Origin of the sequence: Paraburkholderia sp. 40 (assembly GCF_050434105.1) — a bacterium.
Taxonomy (GTDB): Bacteria; Pseudomonadota; Gammaproteobacteria; order Burkholderiales; family Burkholderiaceae; genus Paraburkholderia; species Paraburkholderia tuberum.
In genome coordinates, this window is the sequence record NZ_JBNPVY010000002.1 from 333,737 (window position 1) to 354,381 (window position 20,645).

Sequence of the window (20,645 nt, forward strand, 5' to 3'; positions counted from 1 at the left end):
TCAGCCCGCGAGCCACACGACCGTCAGCGAGCGCACGCCCTGCGCGCCGCGAATCAGTACGCCCTCGATATCGGCGGTGGCCGAAGGGCCCGTAACGAGCGCCGCGTAGCGCGCCCTGCGGAAATCGTCGCGACGATAGACGTCTTGCAGTCCATCGAGCAATTGCGCCGGATCGAGCAGCACGACCAGATGCTGGACGATGTAGCCCAATGCATTGACCACATATTCGCGCTCGCTAAACCACACCGAGCCGGTTTCGGCGACGCCAAAGCGCGCACGGACCAAACCGACGTCGACGTCCTGCAGCGATGCGGGGTCCGTATCCGCGCCGATCACGCGCGTGCCCGGCACTTCGGCGCACGCCGATGCGATCGATGCCGTCGCGCCAAAACGCTCGCGAATCAGATCGCTGACGTCGCTCGCGCTGGCCGCTTCGACGCAAGTGCCGCCCATCGTTTGCAACGCCGCCGTGAAGCGCGCCCGCAGATCGCCGCCAACCGCATCGAACAGCGGCACGTCGGGACGCGGCCGCGCGGCCGGTTGCGCGGCGCGCACCTTGGCGAGAAAAGCCTCACGCGTTGTCATCGCCGCCTCCGCGATTCTTTTTGTACCATGCATGAAAAGTCATCTTCGGCGCCTCGGGCAATTCGCGCTGCCGGCCCCAGATATTCAGAGGGTTGTACAGCACGAAATTCGGCAGCCGCCGCAACGCGCTGCCCATCGACGACACCGTCGCGCGATACAAGGTCGGACTCGATAGCAGACGCCCCGCCATCTTCAGGACCTCCTGCTTCACGAACGGCACTTCGTGCTGCTCGGCGATCACCGCGCGCCACTTATAGATCTGCTCGTGAATGTTGATCTTCACCGGACACACATTCGTGCAACTGCCATTGAGTGTCGATGCGAACGGCAACGCGCTATAGCGTTTCAGATCGAACGTCGGATTGATGATCGCGCCGATCGGCCCCGAATAGGTGCCGCCATACGACAGGCCGCCGCTGCGTCGATAGACCGGACACGTATTCATGCACGCGCCGCAGCGTATGCATTTGAGCGAGTACCAGAAGTCCTCCATCGCGAGCCGTTCGGAGCGGCCATGATCGACGAGGATGAAATGCATCTCGGTGCCTGGCCGCGGCGCACGAAAATGCGACGTGTACTGCGTGATCGGCGAACCCAATGCGCTGCGCGACAGCATGCGCACGAACACGCCGAGATCCGACACCTTCGGTATCAGCTTCTCGATTCCGATCGATGCGATATGCAGCGGCGGCACGTTCGCCGAAAGATCGGCATTGCCTTCGTTCGTGCAGACGACGACCGTGCCCGTTTCCGCCACCGCGAAATTGCAGCCGGTCATGCCAGCCGTTTTCTCGCGCACGAAATACGGCCGCGTATTCATGCGCTGGCTTTCGGCCAGATAGTGGATATCACTATTGCTCGGATCGGTGCCGATGGTCCGGCCGAACAGCTCGGCCACGTCCGCGCGCAGCTTGTGCACGGCTGGCACGACCATATGACTCGGGTCCTGGTGATCGAGCTGCTGGATGCGCTCGCCGAGGTCCGTTTCCATCACGGTAATGCCGCGCGGTTCGAGATACTCGCGCATCCGGCATTCGTCGGTCAGCATCGACTTGCTCTTCACGAGCGTCGTCATGCCGCGCCCGGACATCAGCTTGTGGACGATCGCGTTGTGCTCTTCCGCGCTCGCTGCCCAATGCACGACCACGCCATTGGCCTCGGCCGCCGCCGCGAACTGCTCCAGGTAGTCGGCCAGATGCGACAGCGTGTGTTCCTTGATGCCCGACGCCAGCGAGCGCAACGTTTCCCATTCGGCAATGCCGTGCGCCTGCGCGTCGCGCTTCTCGCGCAGGTCCCACAGACGCTTGTCGTGAAACGCGACATGCTCGGTCTTGCTGATGAAAGAACCCGCGGCTTTGGCGTGATCGATGCGGTGATGGTCGCCGCTCATGCGCGTGCTCCATTGAGAACCTGCGCGATATGAATGAAGCGCGTGTCGGCTTTCATGCGTTCCGCGCAACCCTGCTGGTGCATCAGGCACGACATGTCGCCCGAAACGATGTACTCGGCGCCCGCATTCAGATGGTCGCGCACCTTGTCCTGCCCCATGCGCACCGACACCGCCTCTTCGGTGACCGAGAACGTGCCGCCAAAACCGCAACATTCGTCGGGCCTCGCCGGCTTGACGAACTCGATGCCCTTCACGCCTTCGAGCAACGCGCGCGGCTTCGAAAACGGCGTGCCGGCGATTTCCGACGCCGACGCCTGCTTCAGATGACGCAGCGCGCTGCAACTGGTGTGTAGACCGACGCGATGCGGAAACTCGGCCCACGGAAATTCGCGCGCGCCGATCACGTCGTGCAGAAACTCGACCAATTCGTAAGCGCCTGCGCGTACTTTCTTCACTTCGTCGGTCTGCTCGAGCGCGGTCAGATGTTCGCGCACGTGGTGAATGCAACTCGCGGACGGCCCGACGATGTAGTCGTAACCCGCGAAGTTGCGCGCGAATAGTCGCTCCGTGGCGGCGGCGTCCGCATGCGCGCCGCTATTGGCCATCGGCTGGCCGCAGCAGGTCTGCTGCTGCGGATAGTCGACCTCGATGCCGAAACGTTCGAGCAGTTCGAGCGTCGCGATACCGACCTCGGGATAGAACGCGTCGATAAAGCACGGGATAAACAGCGCGACTTTCATAGGCTCTTCAGGAAAAGCGGCGGGAACGATGTCTGTTGACCGGTGTGGCCTGTCTGGCCGTCTTGGTCATGTTGGTCTGACCAAGACTATAAAAAAGTCCGTTGGCGGTGTCAATTCGGACGGCGCGGGCCTTGAAATCAGGGAATCAGGAAATCACCGCGGCCAACGGCTTCGTCGCATCGTCCTTGTAAATCTCTCGCACGAACGCCAGATGCCGCTCGGCGGCCTTGCGTGCCTTGGGCGCATCGCGTGCGACGACCGCGTCGTAAATCGCCTGGTGCTGGCTCATCAACTGCTTTTCCATCGCATCGTCGTAATCGATCAACCGATGATACTGGCGCATGCCCTCGCGAATCAGCGTATGAATGCCGTGCATCACATGCGCCAGCGCGACATTGTGCGTGGAGTCGGCGATCGCGAGATGAAACGCGGCATCGAGTTCGGCGAGATTCGCGCGATCGCGCGACAGCGACGCGGCCTTCAACGCCTCGAACGCCGCGCGGATTTTCTTCAGATCGGTGGCGGTTGCGCGCTGTGCGGCATAGACCGTCGAAATCGCTTCGAGCCCCTGGCGCAACTCCAGAATGTCGGCACTGGTGCGCGGATTCTGCAGCAACAGTTCGGCAAGCGGCTTCGAGATGATGGGCGCGGTCACGTCGACCACCGTGAAACCGCCGCGCCCCGACGTTTCGATGTAACCGACCGCCTCCAGCCGGATCAGCGCTTCGCGCAGCGATGGTCGCGACACGCCGAGCTGCGCCGCGAGATCGCGCTCGGCCGGCAGACGGTCGCCGGGCATCAGCGTGCCCTCCGAGATCAGTTGCTTGATCTGGTCGGACACCACGTCGGAAATGCGCTTGCGTGCGAAGGACGGAATCGGGGTGAATGGCATATGCGGCGAACGATGAAGCCGGTTGACAGAGCGCGCGGCTACTCCATGGTGCGGAGAATTATACCGTTCGACACCATGCGACGATTCGCCGGTCTCAACGCGGCTGCTCCGTATAAAAGCTCACCAGGTCACGCTTCATCGCGTGCAGCGCGGCATCGTCGAGATACACCATATGGCCGGTCGGATAGTAGGCGATGCGCACGTTCTCGCGCCGCGACCGATCGAGGCCGAGATGCGCGAGCGCATATTCGGTCGCATAGAACGGCGTGGCGAGATCGAAGTAGCCGTTCAGCGATAACACCCGCAACTGCGGATTCTGCCGCATCGCTTCCGCCAGGTCGCCGCCCGCGTAGGGCAGCTCCAGCCGTTCGCCCCACCATTCGCGATGTTTCCAGTCCCATTGCTTCAACGCGTCGTCGCTGAACACCAGGTAACGGTCGGTTGGCGTGTAGTGCAGGTCGTCCGACAGATGCTGATGAAGCGCCGCATTGAACGCATTCGACACGCTGCTCACCGACGCATCGAAGTCCGGATCCTCCGATGCATCGTCGTAGTTCAGGCCTTCGAAACGCGCATCGTAGCGACCCACGCTGCGCGACTCGTTGCGCAGCAACTCGTTTCGAAAACGCGACGGATAAAGACGCAGACGGTTACGCTTCACGAAACCCACGTCCAATCCGGTGAAGTACGCGATGCGCGCGGCGATCGCGTCGCGCTGATCGTCGGGCAGCGCATCGCCCTGTTCGAGCGCCTGCGCATAGGGTCCGCGGGCGAACGCGCGTGCTTCGTCGAGAAAGGCCGGCAGGCTCGCGGGCTTCGGCATGACCTTGTCGTGATACCACGCGATCGCCGCGAAACTCGGCAGATAACTCTCGCTCTTGAAATCGTTGCCAGGCGCAAACGCCGCGGAATTGAGCACCGACGACAGCAGGATCACGCCGTTCAGCGCAATATTGTTCTGCCCCAACTGATAAGCGAGCATCGCGGCGCGCGCGGTGCCATACGATTCGCCGAGCAGGTACTTCGGCGAATTCCAGCGCTGATTCACCGTCAGATAACGGTCGATGAATTGCGCAAACGCACGGACGTCCTGATCGACGCCCCAGAAGTCCTTGCCCGAGCCATGCCCGACCGGTCTCGACAGGCCCGCGCCGACCGCGTCGATGAACACGAGGTCGCTGGTGTCGAGCAGGCTGTCGGGGTTGTCGTCGAGCGTGTACGGCGCGGGCGGCGTGCTCGCGGGGCTCGCGGTGCGCACGCGTTTTGGGCCGACGGAGCCCATCATCAGGAATACGCTGCCGGCGCCTGGGCCGCCGTTGAACAGAAAGGTGATCGGACGCGTCGCAGGCGTCCTGCTCGGCACCGTGTACGCGACATAGAACACGCTCGCGTTGGGCGCGCCGGTCTTGTCGTGCAGCAACAGATTGCCCGCGTTCGCCGTGTAGTCCAGCTTGCGACCGTTCAGACGAAGCGAATGCGTGGTGACGCTGGTGGTTTCGGGCGGCACGGGAATCGCGGGCGTCGAAGCCCTGTCGTTGCGAGGCGTTGCCGTCGCGTCGGCCGAGTCCGGTGCATTCGATGCAGCCTGCGTGTCGCCACGCGCCGCCGTCCGCTTGCGCGGCTCGCCGTTCGGGCGAGCCGTCATCGCGTGCGGCTCGCTCGATTCGCCGACCGGCGACGCGTTCGCCTCCGGCCCCTGGCGTGGTGCGATCGGCGCGAATGCGGCGGCGTCCGTGCTTTCCCCCGTTGCCGTGCTTTCCGAGGTGCTCGACGCATCGGCCTGTTCGGCTGCCATGCACCGTTCGCCGAACTGCACCACACCAGCGACAGAAAGCGTCACCGTCAGCGCGGCGGCCGGTAATCCGGCTGTCAGCAAGCGGCGCAATGAAGAAGAGAAGCGATGGATCATGAAGTTTTCCGCGACGAGTCGAAACGCGCTGGAATCGGGCTAGCCGGGTTCGGGAGCACACCCGGCGCTCGATTCTTGACGCAAGTTTGCGCGGCGTCAACCGTCGGCGTCACAGCACGCCGAACATTACAAAGCGCTTTTTGCTCGACGTGGCGCAGACCTGCGCAGTCATGGCAGAATCGACAGCGCCTTCGTCGCCTTGTCGAGAATACCCAATGGACCAACTGGTACTGGATGCATTCGACGCTGCCGCGCTGATCCCCGGCTTTCGCGCGCCGCAACTGCCGCACGAGCAGCCCGACCCCTCGACCCTCGACGCCGCCGACCACGCGATGCGGCACTGGACTAGCACCGTCAGCGGCCCGCTGCCGCCCGGCTCCGACGTGCACCGGCAGGAAATGTGCCGCATGTTTCGCGAGACCTTCAATCCGTATCGGCCGGCCGTGCTCGCGTGGCCGCACCTCGAAGCCGCGACGCTCAAGCGCATCGTCGATTTGCCGATCTGGGACATCGCCGTGCAAACCGAAGGCAGGGCGCGCCTGCGCATGGCCGCCTACGCGGCCACGCTCGACACCCCGGACCTGCGCGACGCACTTGCGCTGAACGCGTGGGAAGAGAACCGCCATAAGGAAGTGCTGTCGCGCATGGTGCATGCGTATGGCATCGCGCTCGCGACCGAGCCGTCGTACGTCTATCCGAAAGACACGGAACGGGCTTACCTCGTGACCGGCTATAGCGAATGTATCGACAGCTTCTTCGCGTTCGGCCTGTTCGAGGTGGCGCGGCGCTCGGGCCTGTTCCCGCCGGCACTGACCGAGACATTCGAGCCGGTGATGCAGGAAGAGTGCCGCCATATTCTGCTGTTCGCGAACTGGGTCGCGTGGCATCGCGCGCAGCTTCCATGGTGGCAGCGCATCCGCTTCGAGCTCAAGGTGGCGGGTGTGTGGGCGTTTCTGGTGTGGGAGCGCATTGGGCTCGCACGTGCGATGGATGCTGAGGGCAACGTCCACGAGCACGATAACAACTTCACGGTAAACGGCGCGCAGTCGGTAACGGATATCGATATCAGCGTGCCCGAATTGATGCAACTGTGTCTTCAGGAAAACGAACGTCGATTCGCGGGGTATGACCCACGGTTGTTGCGCCCCGAAACGATGCCTCGGCTGGTGCGCTTCGGCTTGAAATTCGTGCGCAGGAAAAAGTAAGCCGCGCCGAACGCACTGCCCAGCCACCTTCGGCTGGCCATGATGCAAACCGACCGGATCGTCGCAATCTGCAACCCACCGCCCTCTCAGCCCCGCCCCCCTTCCACGAACCGCGCGATCCTCTCGCACGCCTCGATCAATCGAGCCTCGCCCACCACCAGCCCCAACCTCACGAAGCCGTTCGCCGTCTCCCCGAACGCACTCGCGTCGAGCACGGCCACGCCTTGTGCGCGAAACAGCTGCCATGTGAACTCGGTCGTATCGAGCCCGGTCCCGCTGACGTCGACCATCATGAACATGCCCGCTTCGGGCAACAGGCACCGCAAGCCCGGCACACGATGCAAGCGCTCGAACACGACGTCGCGCCGCCGCCGGTAGATCTCGCGAATATCGGCGACGATCTCCGCCCTGTTCTCCAAAGCCGTCAACGCGGCCTGCTGGATGAAACCCGGCAGGCCGTACAGCATGGCGAGCGCGAGCCGCGCCATGTGCTCGATCAGCGTCGCGGGCCCGATTGTCCAGCCGACACGCCACCCCGCCATCGCATGCGACTTCGACAGGCTGCCGAGCGTGACCGTGCGCTCCGCCATGCCGGACAGCGACGCAATGCTCACGTGATCGCGTTCGAACGTGAGTTCCGCATACACCTCGTCGGACAGCACCCACAGGTCGTGCTTGCACGCGAGCCGCGCGATGCGTTCGAGATCGGCGCGCTGCATCACCACGCCGGTCGGGTTGCACGGCGTCGCGAAGAAAATCGCCTTCGTGCGCGGCGTGATCGCCGCTTCGAGCGCGTCGCAGTCGACGTGAAACGCGCGTGCCGAATCGACCGGCACCGCGACGAGCGTCGCACCCGCCGCGCGCACGCAGGCCTCGTAGGTCAGATACATCGGCTCGGGAACGATCACTTCGTCGCCCGCTTCGAGCAGGCACAGCGACACCGCGAACACGCCGTTTTGCGCGCCGGCGGTCAGCACCACGTTGGTGGCGCTCACGTCGCAGCCCGTCGTGCGCGCGTGCTCGGCGGCGATCGCGGCGCGCAGCGGCTCGCGACCGGCCATCGCCGTATAGTGCGTATCGCCGGCCCGCAACGCATCGATGGCGCGCTCGACGATCGGCGCGGGCGTCGAGAATTCGGGATCGCCGACGCTCAGCACGATCACGTCTTCTCCCCTGGCAGCCGCCTGCTGCGCGACCCGATGAATTTCCCACGCCGACGTGCGCCGCCCTTGCAGTCGCTCGACCAGATTCGAATACTTCATTGCGCTCACCCGTTGTTGTGCGGTCCGTTCCGCCGATCGCTTTCCAATTGACCCGCCAATGTAAAGGCACGCCGGCGAAACGTCCAGATACGAAAAAGGGTCATGCGAGCGGATAACCTCGCATGACCCTGTGCGCAATGTACTGCTGTTTGAATGACTGCTTTGCTTCAAACCCCCGCCAGGTTTTATTTCAAACCCCCGTTAGAACTTCGGCGCGTCAAAGCTGCCGGCGCAGTTCAGCCGGCGGCACCTTCATCAGATGCCGGTATTTCGCCACCGTGCGTCGCGCGACCAGCACGCCCTGATCCGCGAGCATCTTCGCGAGCGTCACGTCCGACAGTGGATCGCGCGCGTTTTCCGCGGCGATCATCTCCTTGAGCAGCGCGCGCACCGCGGCGGCCGAGCAGGTTCCGCCGCTTTCGGTGCCGAGCTCGCGCGGGAAGAAATGCTTGAACTCGAAGATGCCGCGCGGCGTCGCCATATATTTGTTGCCCGTCGCGCGCGAGATCGTGGATTCGTGCAGGCCCAGCTCGTCAGCCACGTCACGCAGCACCATCGGCTTCAGCGCGATCTCGCCGTACAGGAAGAACGCCTTCTGATGCGCGACGATGCATTCGGCAACCCGCTGGATCGTATCGAAGCGCTGTTGCGCGTTGCGGATCAGCCAGCGCGCCTCCTGCAGCTGCTGCGCGAGCGGCGAACGGCTCGCGCCGGCCGACTGCGCGAACAGCTGCGCATACATGCGATGGATTCGCGCCCGCGGCTGCACCGCCGGATTGATCGACACGGCCCACTTGTTGCGCACCTGACGCACGATCACGTCGGGCACGACATAGTTATCCTCGGTGCGGCCGTAGCAATTGCCGGGCTTCGGATCGAGCTTGCGCACCAACGCGCAAGCCACACGCAAGTCCTCCGCGCTGCAGCCGATCTGTTTTTGCAACTCGGCCTGCTCGCGGCGCGCGAGCCTTTCCAGATGATGCTCGGCGATCTGCCGCGCGACGTCACGTCCCGGCGTATTGGCGGGTAGCGCATTGATCTGCAGCGCGAGGCATTCCGATAGCGAACGCGCGCCGAGCCCCGGACGATCGAGCGCCTGCACGAGGCGCAACGCCACCAGCAGTTCTTCCTCGGTCAGCGTGGGTTCCAGATCGACGCTATCGGCCAGGTCGGCCAGCGACTGCCGCAGATAGCCGTCGTCGTCGAGCGCCTCGATGATGAAACGGGCCACCGCGCGATCGCGGTCGTCTAGCCGGTACAGGCGCAACGCGTCATGCAACTGCTCGCGCAGCGTGGGTTGCGAGCGAGCCCAATCGGCCGGGTCGCTGCCGTCCGCGTCGCCGTTCTGGCGCGTCGAGTTGCGCGAACCGTAGTCGCCGGAAAAATCGGCGGGCATGTCGTCCTGGCCCGCGCTTTCGAGCGTATCGCTACCGGCGCTTTCCGCCGGCAGTCCGTCCGGCTCGGCGGCGGCAAGCGTATCGACGGCGGGCGGCGCGCTGGCGTCTTCACCTTCGCCTGGCGTCGTGCCGGCGAGCGCGACGTCCTCCGCTTCGGATGAGTCGTATTCGAGGAACGGATTGGTATCGAGCGCCGTGCGCAATTCCTGCTGGAACTCGAGAGCCGACAATTGCAAGAGCCGCACCGACTGCTGAAGACGAGGCGTCAGTGCGAGAGACTGCCTTGTACGTAGTTCGATTGAAGGCATTGGAGTGATCCCGTTCGTTAGTAGCCTCAGACTCAATGAGCCGAGTTCACTGACCAACGCAACGTCCGTACCAGATCGCGCAAGACGCTGTTTTGATTGCGCTTTGTTTATTCAGGAGGATGAATTGCCCTGACCGGGCGCGCCGGTTTTTACAAACGGCAGGCAATTTCCGGTCCCTTTCTTCACCTCTCCGGCGGCCTCGCGCATGGCCGCACTGCAACCGTATTCGTCAGTCGAAACTCCCCGGTGCGTGCGGCTTTCGCGAGCAGCATGGATTGGCTCGCAGCCGGCAGGCACGATGGTTGCGGGGCAACGGTGTGTGGATGGACGCCGCCCTTCGCAAACGCCTCGATCGAGCGCGGATGCGAGCACAGCGTCCGCTGTCGAGAAACGGGCCCCTGACGGTACCGTAGCGGCGACGACCCCACGTGTCTCATCAGCGGCTTCGGCCGCGATCGGCCACCGGCCAACAAGACCGCCATTTTCATTACCACCTGATGGAGAGAACCATGAAGACGATCCAGCTTCTGAAGACCGCAGGCAGCATCGCCGTCGTCGCGTTCGCGCTGAACGCGAACGCCCAGACCAGCGCTTCGGCCCCGCCCGCGGCGTCGGAAAGCGTCGGCCAGCATATCGACGATGGCACCATCACGACCAAGGTCAAGGCTGATCTGCTTGCCGCCAAGAACGTCAAATCGACGCATATCCACGTGAAGACCCGCAAGGGCGTCGTGTGGCTCACGGGTTCGGTGCCTTCGGCCGACGACAAGTCCGCCGCCGAAGATGTCGTGCAAAGCGTGAAGGGCGTGGCCAGCGTGAAGAACCATCTGAAGGTCGCGGCTGACTGATATCCGCGCGATCGGGTCGCACCGATTCGACTGAACAGAACGTAACAGAGCCGGCTGGCAGAGCCGGCTCTTCCTTATTGCACTGACGCGTCGATCAACGCTTCATCGCCGCATACTGGTCGCGCAGATCGCGCACGCGGTCATGCGTTTGCAGCACGCCCTGGTATTGCCGCTCGACGATTGCCCGCACGTCCGCCGGCAAATCCTTTTCCAGCGCGTCGTGATAGCGTTTCTTCGCGACGTCCTCGCCTTTTTCGCACTCGGCAAGAATCGCATGGTCGCTGCGATTCGCTACCGCCGATTTCACGTCGACCCAGCCGCGATGCAGCGCACCGCTCATGCTGCCGCCGGTCTCGGGCTTGCCGCCCAGGGTCTGAACGGCATCCTGCAACTCACGCGCACCGCGCGAGCAGTCCTCGGCACTCGAGCGGAACAGGATCTTCAGCTGGTCGTCGTGCGCATCCTCGGCTGCCTTCATAAAGCCCTTTTCGCCATCCTTCGACGTTTCGACCAGATCATTCAATACGGAAACAACGTTGGTAGCCATTCAATACCTCCAAGAGTTTCGTTCACCGCGGAATCCGCCGCGCGGGGCTTTTTATGTGCCTCGCGATGAATCGGTTCGACGCGCGGCGGGCTGCATTTAATAGCTCGCATCACGCGTGCCCGGCACCGCATCGCGTGACGCAACAGCCGCCCATCCGCGTGCAACGAGGTCGACATGCGGCGGCGCGCAAGACGGCGTCACGCCGGCCTCGTGCGAGCCGATGCATAGCGAAAGGCAGCTCGAACGATCGCAGCCGCCGCGCGACGCGCGGCAACCGCGGGTGTAGCGCGACGTCGAAACAGCGCGGTAAACGGAAAACGGAAAACGGAAAAAAACGGCCCGATGATCGTCATCGGGCCGTTTTTGTTGGTATGCCGCGTCGCTCATATCACGCGCGCTTCTCCGCGAATTCCTTGATCGGCTCGGGCGTCTTCAGCGCATCGAAATCGGCCCAGCGTCCCTGCTGCCAGCGGCCGGTCGCCTTCTCGATCGACACGCCGCCCGCTTCACGCAGCACGCGCGCGGCGTCCAGCTGATTGTCGGGCGACACGTGCACGGCGACGAGCACGCCCGAATCGCGCGCCTCCTCGTGATACGGCACGCGATGGTCCGATTTGCCGCGCTCCTTGGTGCGCGACATCGCGCCGACCAGCGAGCCGACATACGCGCCGACGCCGGCCGCGATCAGCGACACCAGCAGCGGCGCGGAAAACATCGCGAAGATCGCCACGCCAATCACCGCGCCAATCACCGCGCCGATCGTCACGCCCATGCCCGCGCCTTTAAGCGCTTCTCGCGCGCCGGGGTCGGTATCGGTGTCGCCGCCGATCGGGAAACGCGCATGCTGGCCGCGCGGATTGACGAAAAACAGCGTGACGTCCTCTTCCACGAAACTCGCATCGAACAGTTTTTGCGCCGCGCTTTCCGCAGCGGGAAAGGTCGTGAAGCGTGCCGCGACGATGAGTGACATACGGCCTCCTTATCGTTAATTGCCGTTCGCGGACCATCCTGTCGCCGGTGGCGCGAGTCGGAAGCTGCGCGCCCAGTCAATGCGACACGCAGCGGCGCTACGCCGCGGCGCCGCGATCCGGTTCCATGCCTTCCACTCTGAACAGTCCGCTATGCAACACTACGCTTTCTCCGTTGTTCTGGTCGAGCGCTTCCGCGCAGACCGAGCGGATGCGCTGACGGCCTCTGTCGAAAGCGGCCATCAGCGCCGCTTCAAGCGCGGACTCCGCGCCGAAATGATCTTCCAGAGCCTCGGCAGTGATCGCGCAAACCACTGGCTCGCCATCGACGCGCGCAAGAAAGCGCACGGTCAGATTGGCGCCGTCGAAGGCCGCTTCGTCATCGGGGAAAGTGATCTGCATCAGAGAGTCCTCATAAGCAGGCCGTGGCAGGATCGCGTTCATGACGAGCCCTTCAATTTGCCGGCCAGTTGCTGCGCCATCTCGAGGTGATGCTTGATGGTTGGCAGCGCTTGCGCGGCCGCGGCCTTCAGTTGCGAGTCGGTGCCGCTCGCGCTTTGCTGCTGGAACAGGTCGACCGCGCGCTGATGCGCTTCCACGCCGACCTGCTCGACATAGGCCTGATCGAACTCGGTGCCCTTCAACGTCTGCAGTTTGCCGACCAGCGCGGAATCCGCGGACGGCGTCGGCTTGAAGCCCTTCTTCGCGACCAGCCCGGCCATTGCGTGCGACAGCTTCGTGTGGTCGGCGATCATCTGTTGAGCGAACGTCCTGACATGCGGATCGTTGGAGTTCTTCAGCGCAATCTTGCCAGCGGCGATTTCGGTGGCGTCCGACTTCGACGCTTCGAGCACGAACTGCTGATCCGCGGGTGACAGCGTCGTGCCGCCGGTCGGCGCTGCGCTCGCGGGCGCATCGCTCGCCTGCGCGCAGGCCGTGTCGATCGATGCCGCGTTCACGCCCAACACGGCCAGCGCGGCAGTCAACACTTGTAGGGAATACCGGAATTTCATGCATTTTCTCCCTGTCGAATCACCGATGCGCAGGCTCCGAAGCCAACGCGCCGCCTGCCATCAAGCCGCCTTGCGCCTCGTCAGTTGCCCGATCAGCGTCTTGTTGAACGCGGGAAGGTCGTCGGGTTTGCGGCTCGAAATGAGATTGCCGTCCTCGACCACTTCCTGATCGACCCACGTGCCGCCCGCGTTGCGAATATCGTCCTGCAGGCTAGGCCAGCTCGTCACCGTGCGCCCCTTGATGATCCCCGCCGATACCGGCAGCCACGTGCCGTGACAGATCACCGCGATCGGCTTCTTCGCGTTGTCGACCGCTTTGACGAACGCCTGCGCCTGCGGCAGCAGTCGCAGCGCGTCGCCGTTCACGACGCCGCCCGGCAACACCAGCGCGTCATAGTCGTCGGGACTGGCCTTGTCGAAGGTCGTATCGACGTCGACGGAATCGCCCTTGTCGACGTGTTTGAAGCCCTGGATCTTGCCCGGCTTCGCCGAGATCACATGGACCGTCGCGCCCGCCTCGGTGAGCGCGCGTCTCGGCTCCACGAGTTCTGCCTGCTCGAAACCATCTACGGCGAGTACCGCTACCTTGTACCCATTCAGTGCATCAGTCATGCGTGCTCTCCTTCGTGCGGCGCCGCGGTCATGCACTTGCCCGTGATGCATGTGCATAGGTCTGCGCCTTCGCTAAGCGTGGTTGAGCAAAAAACGTGCCTTCGTGAGGTAGTGTTCAGCAGGCGACATTGCGTTGGCGGTGCACCGACGCTGCGGTTGCGCCGTTCAGCTCGAGCAGCCGCGTGTGCAAAAGCGTCGTGGTCAGACGTCGGTTTCGTCTTCGTCGGAGCGCTCCGCGCCCGGCGGCACTTGCGGATCGACGACGTGGTCGGTGTCGATATCGCGGTCCATCTCCAACGTCGAATCGCCATCGGCCGACGCGCGCTCGCCCGTACCTGAGCGATCGGTATCGCTGCCGAGTTCGGCGTCGCCGGTTTCGAGCGCGTGATTGTCGAGCTCCGTATCGACGTCGAAATCGTGACGCTTCGCGCCCGCCACGTCGCTGCCGCTATCGGACGAGTCGCTGGGGCCCAGCGCGCCCGTCGTGCCGGACGTTTGCTTGACGGTCTGTTGCGGCTCTTCATCGGGGTTGAGTGTGCTGCTCATGAAAGCTCCTTTCCGGTTGGTCACGTCGACTTTTCCGCAAGGACCGTTCCGCCTCAGTGCGCTTGTCACCTACCAGTGGCATCGCCCTTGCTCCCCGCCGATCACACGGCACACATCGCATCTACTCGGCGAACCGGTTCGAACCGGGCTTGAAACTTCTACCTGCAACAATGGCTACCGCGACTCATTCCACATCACGCAGCCCGACCACCGCGAACGGCAACACCGCACCCCAACCGATGCCGCCGGGACTGCGCCACGCCGACGACACGAGGCCCGGCTACACACGCAAGCGCGACCGGAACGGCTTCATCTATTTCGACGTCAACGGCAAGCGCATCGTCGATGAGGACGAGATTAAACGCATCAATTCGCTCGCGATTCCACCCGCGTACGAAAACGTGTGGATCTGTCCCGATCCGCGCGGTCATCTGCAGGCGACCGGCCGCGACGCGCGCGGCCGCAAGCAGTACCGCTATCACCCCCACTGGCGCGAAACGCGCGACGCCGACAAGTACGAACGGATGGCCGAGTTCGGCCGCGCATTGCCCAAAATCCGCGCGCGCGTGGCGCGTGATCTGAAGCTGCCCGGCATGCCGCTCGACAAGGTCGTCGCGGCCATCGTGCAGTTGCTCGACACGACGCTGATCCGCATCGGCAGCGCAGAATACGCGCGCGATAACCAGTCGTACGGATTGACGACGCTGCGCAAGAAGCACGTGAAGATCAGGGCCGGTCAATTGCGCTTCCAGTTTCGCGGCAAGAGCGGCATCGAGCACGACGTGACAGTGGACAATCCGAACATCAAGCGCATCGTGCGACGTTGCGCGGAACTGCCCGGTCACGACCTGTTTCAGTATCTCGACGAAGACGGCACGCGCCACAGCGTCGGCTCGACGGATATCAACGACTACCTGCGCCGTATCAGCGGCGCGGACTTCACCGCCAAGGACTACCGCACGTGGGCCGGCAGCGTGTACGCGCTGGCGGCATTGCGCCGCTTGATGTGCAGCAGCGCGGCCGAAGCGCGTCGTCATATCGTCGCGATCGTGAAAGAAGTGGCGACGCTGCTACGCAATACGCCCGCGGTCTGCCGGCGCTGCTATATCCACCCAGCGATCATCGGCGCGTTCGAGGCCGACGAGTTGCAGAGCCTCGCGCCAGACCAATCGCGCCGCGGACTCAAGGTAGATGAAGTGGCCTTTGCGGTGCTGCTCGCGCAGGCGGAAAAGCGTGCGGCGAAACTCGCGCGCGCATCCGGTGCCAAAGGACGCAAGACGCGGGAGTCGTCGGTCGACGACAGTATCAACGGTTCGTTGACGAGTCTGCTAAAAAAGTCGCGCGTCGTGCGCAAGAAAGCCACCGCCGCGAAAGAGAAAAGCGCCGCGGCACATTTGCGAGCCACGGCACGCGTGCGTACGCGGCGCGCTGCGCGGGAAATGGCATCCAAACCGAAACCGCCGGCCCAGTGACGGGCTCAGCGCTGAATCGACCCCGGCTCAATCATCTTCCTCGAACGCCGCCATCACGAGCCAAACGTCGCGTTCGCCGTCGCGTATCTCCGCCGCCAGCGCATAGGCATCGTTTGGCGAACATACGCGCGCGAGCGTGCTATGCGCGACTTCACCGTTGTCGAACACACGCTCCGTCAACGGCCGCACTTCCTGCTTGCCTTCGAACATCGGCTGTTGCCGACGATACACGAGCGTCTCGGCTTTCCAGTTTCTGAAGCACTCGCGAACATGCGCGAAGTCCCCGCCGCAGACGTTCGCCTGATAATGAATTTTCTTCGTCACGATTTTCTCCCTCGATGGGGAGCGCGATAGCGCCGGCGCGTTACGATGAACGCACAGGTGCATGGCCGCGCCCGCATCGATCCAGCATTACTGTCCCTTCGTATCGCTGCTGGCATTGGCGCCGGGCGTGTTCGTCGTATCGGTCATCGGCTTGTTTGCCTTCGACTTCTTGTGATGATGTTTCATCGACGAAGTCGATCCCATGGTGCTGCCCGTGACATTCGACGCGGGCTCGTTGCCCGCCGTCGGTGCTGCGGTCGCCGCGCCATGCGCGTTGCCGCCGCCGGCGCCGCTATTGCCGTTACCGCCGCCCGCCTGCGCGAACGCGGCGCCCGACGCGACGGCGCCCGCGGCGACCACACATGCCGCGAACAACCATGCCTTCGGATACTTGATCATCTGGGTTCTCCCTGAAGTAAAAAGGACGGGTGCGATCCTTCGGTTCCCTGCTGCCATCACTGAAAGGCGAGCAAGGCCTATGCCGCGCGATGCAGTCGTCGCATGCGCGCATCGCGCTTTGCTGATTAGCGCTTGCGTCGGCACGGACGAAATAATTGCAAACGCGCTCGCATACTTTACGCGCGCGCTGCCTCATCGCGCGGATGCGCCGCGCGCCACGGCGTAACGGCGCCGCATGGCTAGATGGAACGGCCGTTGCTAAATGCCTCGGTACATTCACCCCTTCAAAAGGAGCCCATCATGGTGATGCAGACCCAGACACAAGGTGCGAACATCGTCGGTAAAGGCGCCGCGACCGCGGAAGGCCCAGGTCCGGATGTAATGGCCGCGGCTACGCTCGACGGCAACAAGGTTATCAGCAGCGACGGCGAACACATCGGCAAGATCAAGGACATCATGCTCGACGTTCGTTCGGGCCGCGTCGCGTATGCGGTGCTGTCGAGCGGCGGCTTTCTCGGCATCGGCGACAAGCTGCTCGCGATTCCGTGGAGTGCGCTGACACTCGATACGCAGGAAAAATGCTTCGTGCTGAACATGGTGGCCGAGCGCGTGAAGAACGCACCGGGATTTGATAAGGATCACTGGCCATCGATGGCGGATCAGACGTGGGCCACCACCGTGCATCAGTACTACGGCAGCGAACCGTACTGGGGCGGCGACGTCTATACGAGGCGCGGCGATCTCGGCGTCGATGACATTCCCGCGGGTTCGTCGGATGCGCCCGAGGCCGGGGGCGTGAAGCTCTGATCGCCAGATCGACCATTTTCGACGCGGGGCGAATCCGACATTCCGCTTCAGGAGACAACACAATGGCGACCCGAAAGACCAGCAGCAAATCGAAACGCCCTGTGTCTCGTGGCAAGTCGGGACGGCCACCGCGTCAGCGCCACGCGCAGGCGCATGCCGCGCATCTCGCCAAAACCGCGAAGTCGAACGGCGCATCCGGCGCGAAGAGATGGTCGCATCACGTAATGGAAACGAGCGACGCGATGGACATCCAGAAGGATATTTTCAAAACCGGCAGCGCGGAGTCCATCGCGCAATCGTTGAAGCACTCGTCGACGGCGAGCCGTCGACGCAAGGGCACGCCGTTTCAATCGGCGATGTCGATGCTCAATTTCTACATCAATCGAGCGGGCCGAAACCTGCCGAAGGAGCGGCGCGATACATTGCAGCGGGCCAAGCGCAAGCTGCGCGAAGCGTTTGGACGCGAGCCGCAGTGAGGTGACCGGATGGCGGCGCCATCACGCGGCACGGCGCTTCAGTCGGCTCCAGGCTGAATGCCGAAGGCAGTCTGCACGGCTTCGTACCGCGAATTGACGTTCAGTTTTTCGAACACGTTCTTCATGTGCCATTTGACCGTCTCGGGTGCCAGATTCAATGATCGTCCGATTTCCTTGTTGGACAGCCCGCGAGCGACGTAGCCCAGTATTTCGAGTTCTCGCGCGCTCAGTGTGCCCGGCGTTATCTTCGTGTCGGCATAGCTCGACGAAGAAGATGGCGCGTTATCCGCCTCGTCGAAAGCCGACAGCACCGTGCCGATATACGTAGCGTGCCCGGTCGCGATTTCCGATGGCGTGCGGCGAAAGCGTTCCAGTAACGCACGCATCGGCGGCCCCTCGTCCACGAAGCTATTGATCATCCCCATCGCGCCGCCGATCCGCAGCGCGTTTCCCAGCGCGGCGAACGCCTGTTCCGAAGAGCCGTTCTGCTCATGCGCGAGAGAAAGCAGCAGCGAAACGACGGCCTCGGCATAGCGCCAGCCCAGTGCAACCAGATTGTCGAGTGAGCGCGAGAGAAAACCAACGGCGTCGCCGGCGGCATTTTCAGCGAGCAGAACGCGGGCTTGCAGCACACAGTAGCTTGCCCACGTTTCCATCGCCGAGCCTCGTCGCCCTTCGCACATCATCGGTACACTCGCGCTCAGTTCGTCGGTGACCTGTCGCGCCTCGACCACCCTACCGTCGGCAAGTAGCTGTCTGACGGTTTCCGCATCGCACGCGAGCTTCAGACGCAACCATCGACGGGTTATCGCGAGCTGTCGACCGTCCTCGAGAACGGCGAGCGCCGGCCCTTTTTTGCCATCCCGCCACAGCAGGCGCGACGCGGTAAGCATATAGCGCATCAACGCGGCGAGCGGCGAGGTCTCCAGCGCGATGGTCATGCGAGCGTCGATCAACTTCCGCGCCTTGGACAGCTCGTTGCACTCGTAGTAAATCGACGCAAGGCAACCGGCTACCGCGGCCGCGGCCGCCGACCACTCCCCTAGCTGATCTTCGGAGTACCGCATCGCGACCTCCATCACCCGCCTCGCATCGGCAAGTTCGCCGTGTATCAGCGCGGCGATGCCGTACACCGCGTCGCGCAACATATCCGCGCTGTTCGGCTTCCGGCTGAGTCCCACCTGATCGACCCGCGCTCTCCATACGCGGGAGATGTAGGCGAACTGCCCTCTATACATCAAGCCGAAAATCTCCGCGCTTTGCCCGTAATGGCGTACCCACGGTTCCGCAGGCGCCGTCGATGCCTCAACGGCACGCCCGAGTTCCAGCGCATGTTCGCTGTCGTCGTTCACGCAAGCGATCACCGCGCGGATCGCGTTGATCTCCGCCCATGCGACCTCGTCGGCTACCGACCGATCATCACGGGCCGTTCGTTCGAACTCGTCGGCAATCTCGCCGATCTCCTTCGACGCCCGCGCGGTCTCAAGCGACATCGCGAGAGCCCAGGCTTTCGCCAGACGCAAGCGCAGTCGACCCGCGATCACGTCCGGCGGCAGTTTGCGAATCCAGCCCGGCAGCATGAACGGGTCGCCGCGTTGGAGCATCTCCATCGCACAGTTTTCGGCCCACTGCGCCGCCTGCCCGATGTCGCCCGCAGCCAGCGCATGTCGCACGGCTTCGGGCCACAGGCGAGCCCGCGCGAACCACAGGCTGGCCCGGCGATGCAGCAACGGAACCTGTCGTGGCGTCTGACGCATGAGACGGCGGCGAAGCGCATCGCTCAGCAATGCGTGATAGCGATACCAGTTCTGCGTCTCATCGAGCGGCCGGATGAACACGTTATGCCGCTCGAGCCAGTCCAGCTTTTCTCCGCTTTCGCCCTCACCGCCCATGACATCGTCGCACAGCGTCGCCGTAAGCCGCTCGAGAATCGACGTGTAAAGCAAAAACGTCAGCATGGGCGGCGGCAAATGCGCAAACACCGTATCGTTCAGGTAGCGATCGATGCCGAAGCGGGAACCGGCGAGATGACTGGCGAGTGCGGCCACGTCATCGATCCGGTTCAGTCCGAGCGAAGCCAGTTGCAAACCGGCCACCCAGCCTTCGGTCGCGCTGTTCAACAACTCGACGCTGTTGCGGTTGAGCAGCGCGTTACCGGTGTGGTCGAAAAACGCCTGAGCATCGTCGAGCGAAAAGCGCAGATCGTCGACATTCACACGCGAAAGTTTGTCGGGCGAGCGCAGCCCGCTCAGCGACAGCGCCGGTTCGCCGCGCGCACCGAGCAGCACGTGGAGGTTGTCGGGCGCGTAGCGCAGCAGGCGCGACACGATCGCGAGAACGGATTTCGCGCTTAGACGGTCGACGTCGTCGAGCACCAGGAAAACACTGCGGCCGTATGCGGCGATGCCATTGAGCAGCACTGAAATGACCGTTCTGACCGGCGTGTGTGCATCGTTATCGAGAAGTTGCTGTGCCTGCCACGCGATCTCCTTCGACGCGCGACAAAGCGCCGCCACCAGATAGGCCCCGAGTTGCTGCGGATCGTCGTCTTCTCCATCGAGACTGAGCCACGCAACGGGACGCTTCTTTCTCGTTTGCGCTTCGCTCCACGCGGCAAGCAAGGTCGTTTTGCCGAACCCCGCGGGCGCGGTCACGAGCGTAATGTGACGCGGACGTCGTTCATCGAGTCGCCGGAGCAATACCGGCCGTTGCACGCAACCCGCGGGAAGACGCGGCGGCATCATCTTGGTTTGGATCAGCGACACGATCCATTCACGCTCGAAACTATCAGCGGTTGTATTCATGAGGTGTCCTCTCACCGGCTATCCGTGAGAGGCATGGAGGGTCGTTGTGAATTTGCTTTCAAGATACGCCGAACCGTATGACGACTCAATGAGGAGCCGCGCAACGAGGCGCGACCAGCGCAATCCGCTTCAGGTCGCTCA

The 20,645-nt window shown here is 63.4% G+C and carries 21 protein-coding genes; 5 read left to right on the top strand and 16 right to left on the bottom strand.

Translation table 11 applies throughout. The features are described from left to right. The 5 genes from OKW28_RS02785 to OKW28_RS02805 form a co-directional block, all read right to left on the bottom strand. Positions 1–585 (bottom strand): LutC/YkgG family protein, encoded by a 585-nt coding sequence (locus OKW28_RS02785; RefSeq protein WP_429443683.1) that lies wholly within the window; start codon positions 583–585, stop codon positions 1–3. Then, the gene (locus OKW28_RS02790) at positions 572–1,975 is read right to left on the bottom strand and encodes a lactate utilization protein B (protein ID WP_429443684.1); all 1,404 of its coding nucleotides are present in this window, start codon (positions 1,973–1,975) and stop codon (positions 572–574) included. Before OKW28_RS02790 ends, OKW28_RS02785 begins: the two co-directional genes overlap by 14 nt. Further along, positions 1,972–2,715, bottom strand: coding sequence for a (Fe-S)-binding protein (locus OKW28_RS02795; RefSeq protein WP_429443685.1), 744 nt, complete (start codon positions 2,713–2,715; stop codon positions 1,972–1,974). The genes OKW28_RS02790 and OKW28_RS02795 overlap by 4 nt, the downstream gene beginning before the upstream one ends. A gap of 145 nt (positions 2,716–2,860) precedes the next feature. Beyond that, positions 2,861–3,607 carry a FadR/GntR family transcriptional regulator gene (locus OKW28_RS02800; protein ID WP_429443686.1) on the bottom strand — a complete coding sequence of 249 codons (747 nt, stop codon included), beginning with the start codon at positions 3,605–3,607 and terminating at the stop codon, positions 2,861–2,863. Between the two features lie 94 nt (positions 3,608–3,701). Next, the gene (locus OKW28_RS02805; RefSeq protein ID WP_429443687.1) at positions 3,702–5,516 is read right to left on the bottom strand and encodes a S10 family peptidase; all 1,815 of its coding nucleotides are present in this window, start codon (positions 5,514–5,516) and stop codon (positions 3,702–3,704) included. A 215-nt stretch (positions 5,517–5,731) separates the two neighbouring features. Between OKW28_RS02805 and OKW28_RS02810 the strand changes: the two genes are divergently transcribed. Further along, positions 5,732–6,721: a ferritin-like domain-containing protein gene (locus OKW28_RS02810; RefSeq protein ID WP_429443688.1), complete on the top strand. Its 990-nt coding sequence runs from the start codon at positions 5,732–5,734 to the stop codon at positions 6,719–6,721. Between the two features lie 86 nt (positions 6,722–6,807). Here the strand turns inward: OKW28_RS02810 and OKW28_RS02815 are convergent, their stop codons facing one another. Both OKW28_RS02815 and OKW28_RS02820 read right to left on the bottom strand, forming a co-directional pair. Continuing rightward, a complete protein-coding gene (locus tag OKW28_RS02815) occupies positions 6,808–7,983 on the bottom strand; it encodes a pyridoxal phosphate-dependent aminotransferase (RefSeq protein ID WP_429443689.1) in 1,176 nt (391 codons plus the stop codon). A gap of 217 nt (positions 7,984–8,200) precedes the next feature. Continuing rightward, on the bottom strand, positions 8,201–9,688 hold the full coding sequence (locus tag OKW28_RS02820; RefSeq protein ID WP_429443690.1) for an RNA polymerase factor sigma-54: 1,488 nt from the start codon (positions 9,686–9,688) through the stop codon (positions 8,201–8,203). A gap of 509 nt (positions 9,689–10,197) precedes the next feature. Between OKW28_RS02820 and OKW28_RS02825 the strand changes: the two genes are divergently transcribed. Then, on the top strand, positions 10,198–10,536 hold the full coding sequence (locus tag OKW28_RS02825) for a BON domain-containing protein (protein ID WP_429443691.1): 339 nt from the start codon (positions 10,198–10,200) through the stop codon (positions 10,534–10,536). A gap of 94 nt (positions 10,537–10,630) precedes the next feature. Here OKW28_RS02825 and OKW28_RS02830 read toward each other — a convergent pair whose 3' ends face one another. The 6 genes from OKW28_RS02830 to OKW28_RS02855 all read right to left on the bottom strand — a co-directional run bounded on the left by OKW28_RS02830 (position 10,631) and on the right by OKW28_RS02855 (position 14,222). Then, complete coding sequence (locus OKW28_RS02830) at positions 10,631–11,083, bottom strand: PA2169 family four-helix-bundle protein (protein WP_429443692.1); 453 nt, start codon at positions 11,081–11,083, stop codon at positions 10,631–10,633. A 388-nt stretch (positions 11,084–11,471) separates the two neighbouring features. After that, positions 11,472–12,053 carry a hypothetical protein gene (locus OKW28_RS02835; protein ID WP_429443693.1) on the bottom strand — a complete coding sequence of 194 codons (582 nt, stop codon included), beginning with the start codon at positions 12,051–12,053 and terminating at the stop codon, positions 11,472–11,474. A 97-nt stretch (positions 12,054–12,150) separates the two neighbouring features. Then, positions 12,151–12,495: a DUF1488 domain-containing protein gene (locus OKW28_RS02840; protein WP_429443694.1), complete on the bottom strand. Its 345-nt coding sequence runs from the start codon at positions 12,493–12,495 to the stop codon at positions 12,151–12,153. Then, entirely contained in the window at positions 12,492–13,064 is a 573-nt protein-coding gene (locus OKW28_RS02845; RefSeq protein WP_429443695.1) for a DUF4142 domain-containing protein, read from the bottom strand. The genes OKW28_RS02840 and OKW28_RS02845 overlap by 4 nt, the downstream gene beginning before the upstream one ends. A 60-nt stretch (positions 13,065–13,124) precedes the next feature. Continuing rightward, positions 13,125–13,676 carry a type 1 glutamine amidotransferase domain-containing protein gene (locus OKW28_RS02850; protein ID WP_429443696.1) on the bottom strand — a complete coding sequence of 184 codons (552 nt, stop codon included), beginning with the start codon at positions 13,674–13,676 and terminating at the stop codon, positions 13,125–13,127. Positions 13,677–13,877: 201 nt separating this feature from the next. Then, on the bottom strand, positions 13,878–14,222 hold the full coding sequence (locus OKW28_RS02855) for a chemotaxis protein (RefSeq protein ID WP_429443697.1): 345 nt from the start codon (positions 14,220–14,222) through the stop codon (positions 13,878–13,880). A gap of 170 nt (positions 14,223–14,392) precedes the next feature. On the opposite strand from OKW28_RS02855, the gene OKW28_RS02860 reads away from it, so the two are divergent. After that, a complete protein-coding gene (locus tag OKW28_RS02860) occupies positions 14,393–15,694 on the top strand; it encodes a DNA topoisomerase IB (RefSeq protein ID WP_429443698.1) in 1,302 nt (433 codons plus the stop codon). A gap of 27 nt (positions 15,695–15,721) precedes the next feature. On the opposite strand, the gene OKW28_RS02865 is transcribed toward OKW28_RS02860, so the two are convergent. Then, entirely contained in the window at positions 15,722–16,018 is a 297-nt protein-coding gene (locus tag OKW28_RS02865) for a hypothetical protein (protein WP_429443699.1), read from the bottom strand. A gap of 87 nt (positions 16,019–16,105) precedes the next feature. Further along, a complete protein-coding gene (locus OKW28_RS02870; protein WP_429443700.1) occupies positions 16,106–16,417 on the bottom strand; it encodes a hypothetical protein in 312 nt (103 codons plus the stop codon). A gap of 300 nt (positions 16,418–16,717) precedes the next feature. On the opposite strand from OKW28_RS02870, the gene OKW28_RS02875 reads away from it, so the two are divergent. Together OKW28_RS02875 and OKW28_RS02880 are read left to right on the top strand one after the other, a co-directional pair. Next, a complete protein-coding gene (locus OKW28_RS02875) occupies positions 16,718–17,224 on the top strand; it encodes a PRC-barrel domain-containing protein (RefSeq protein WP_429443701.1) in 507 nt (168 codons plus the stop codon). A gap of 62 nt (positions 17,225–17,286) precedes the next feature. After that, positions 17,287–17,700: a DUF3175 domain-containing protein gene (locus OKW28_RS02880; protein WP_429443702.1), complete on the top strand. Its 414-nt coding sequence runs from the start codon at positions 17,287–17,289 to the stop codon at positions 17,698–17,700. Between the two features lie 38 nt (positions 17,701–17,738). On the opposite strand, the gene OKW28_RS02885 is transcribed toward OKW28_RS02880, so the two are convergent. Then, the gene (locus tag OKW28_RS02885) at positions 17,739–20,504 is read right to left on the bottom strand and encodes a LuxR C-terminal-related transcriptional regulator (RefSeq protein ID WP_429443703.1); all 2,766 of its coding nucleotides are present in this window, start codon (positions 20,502–20,504) and stop codon (positions 17,739–17,741) included. Positions 20,505–20,645 lie beyond the last annotated feature (141 nt).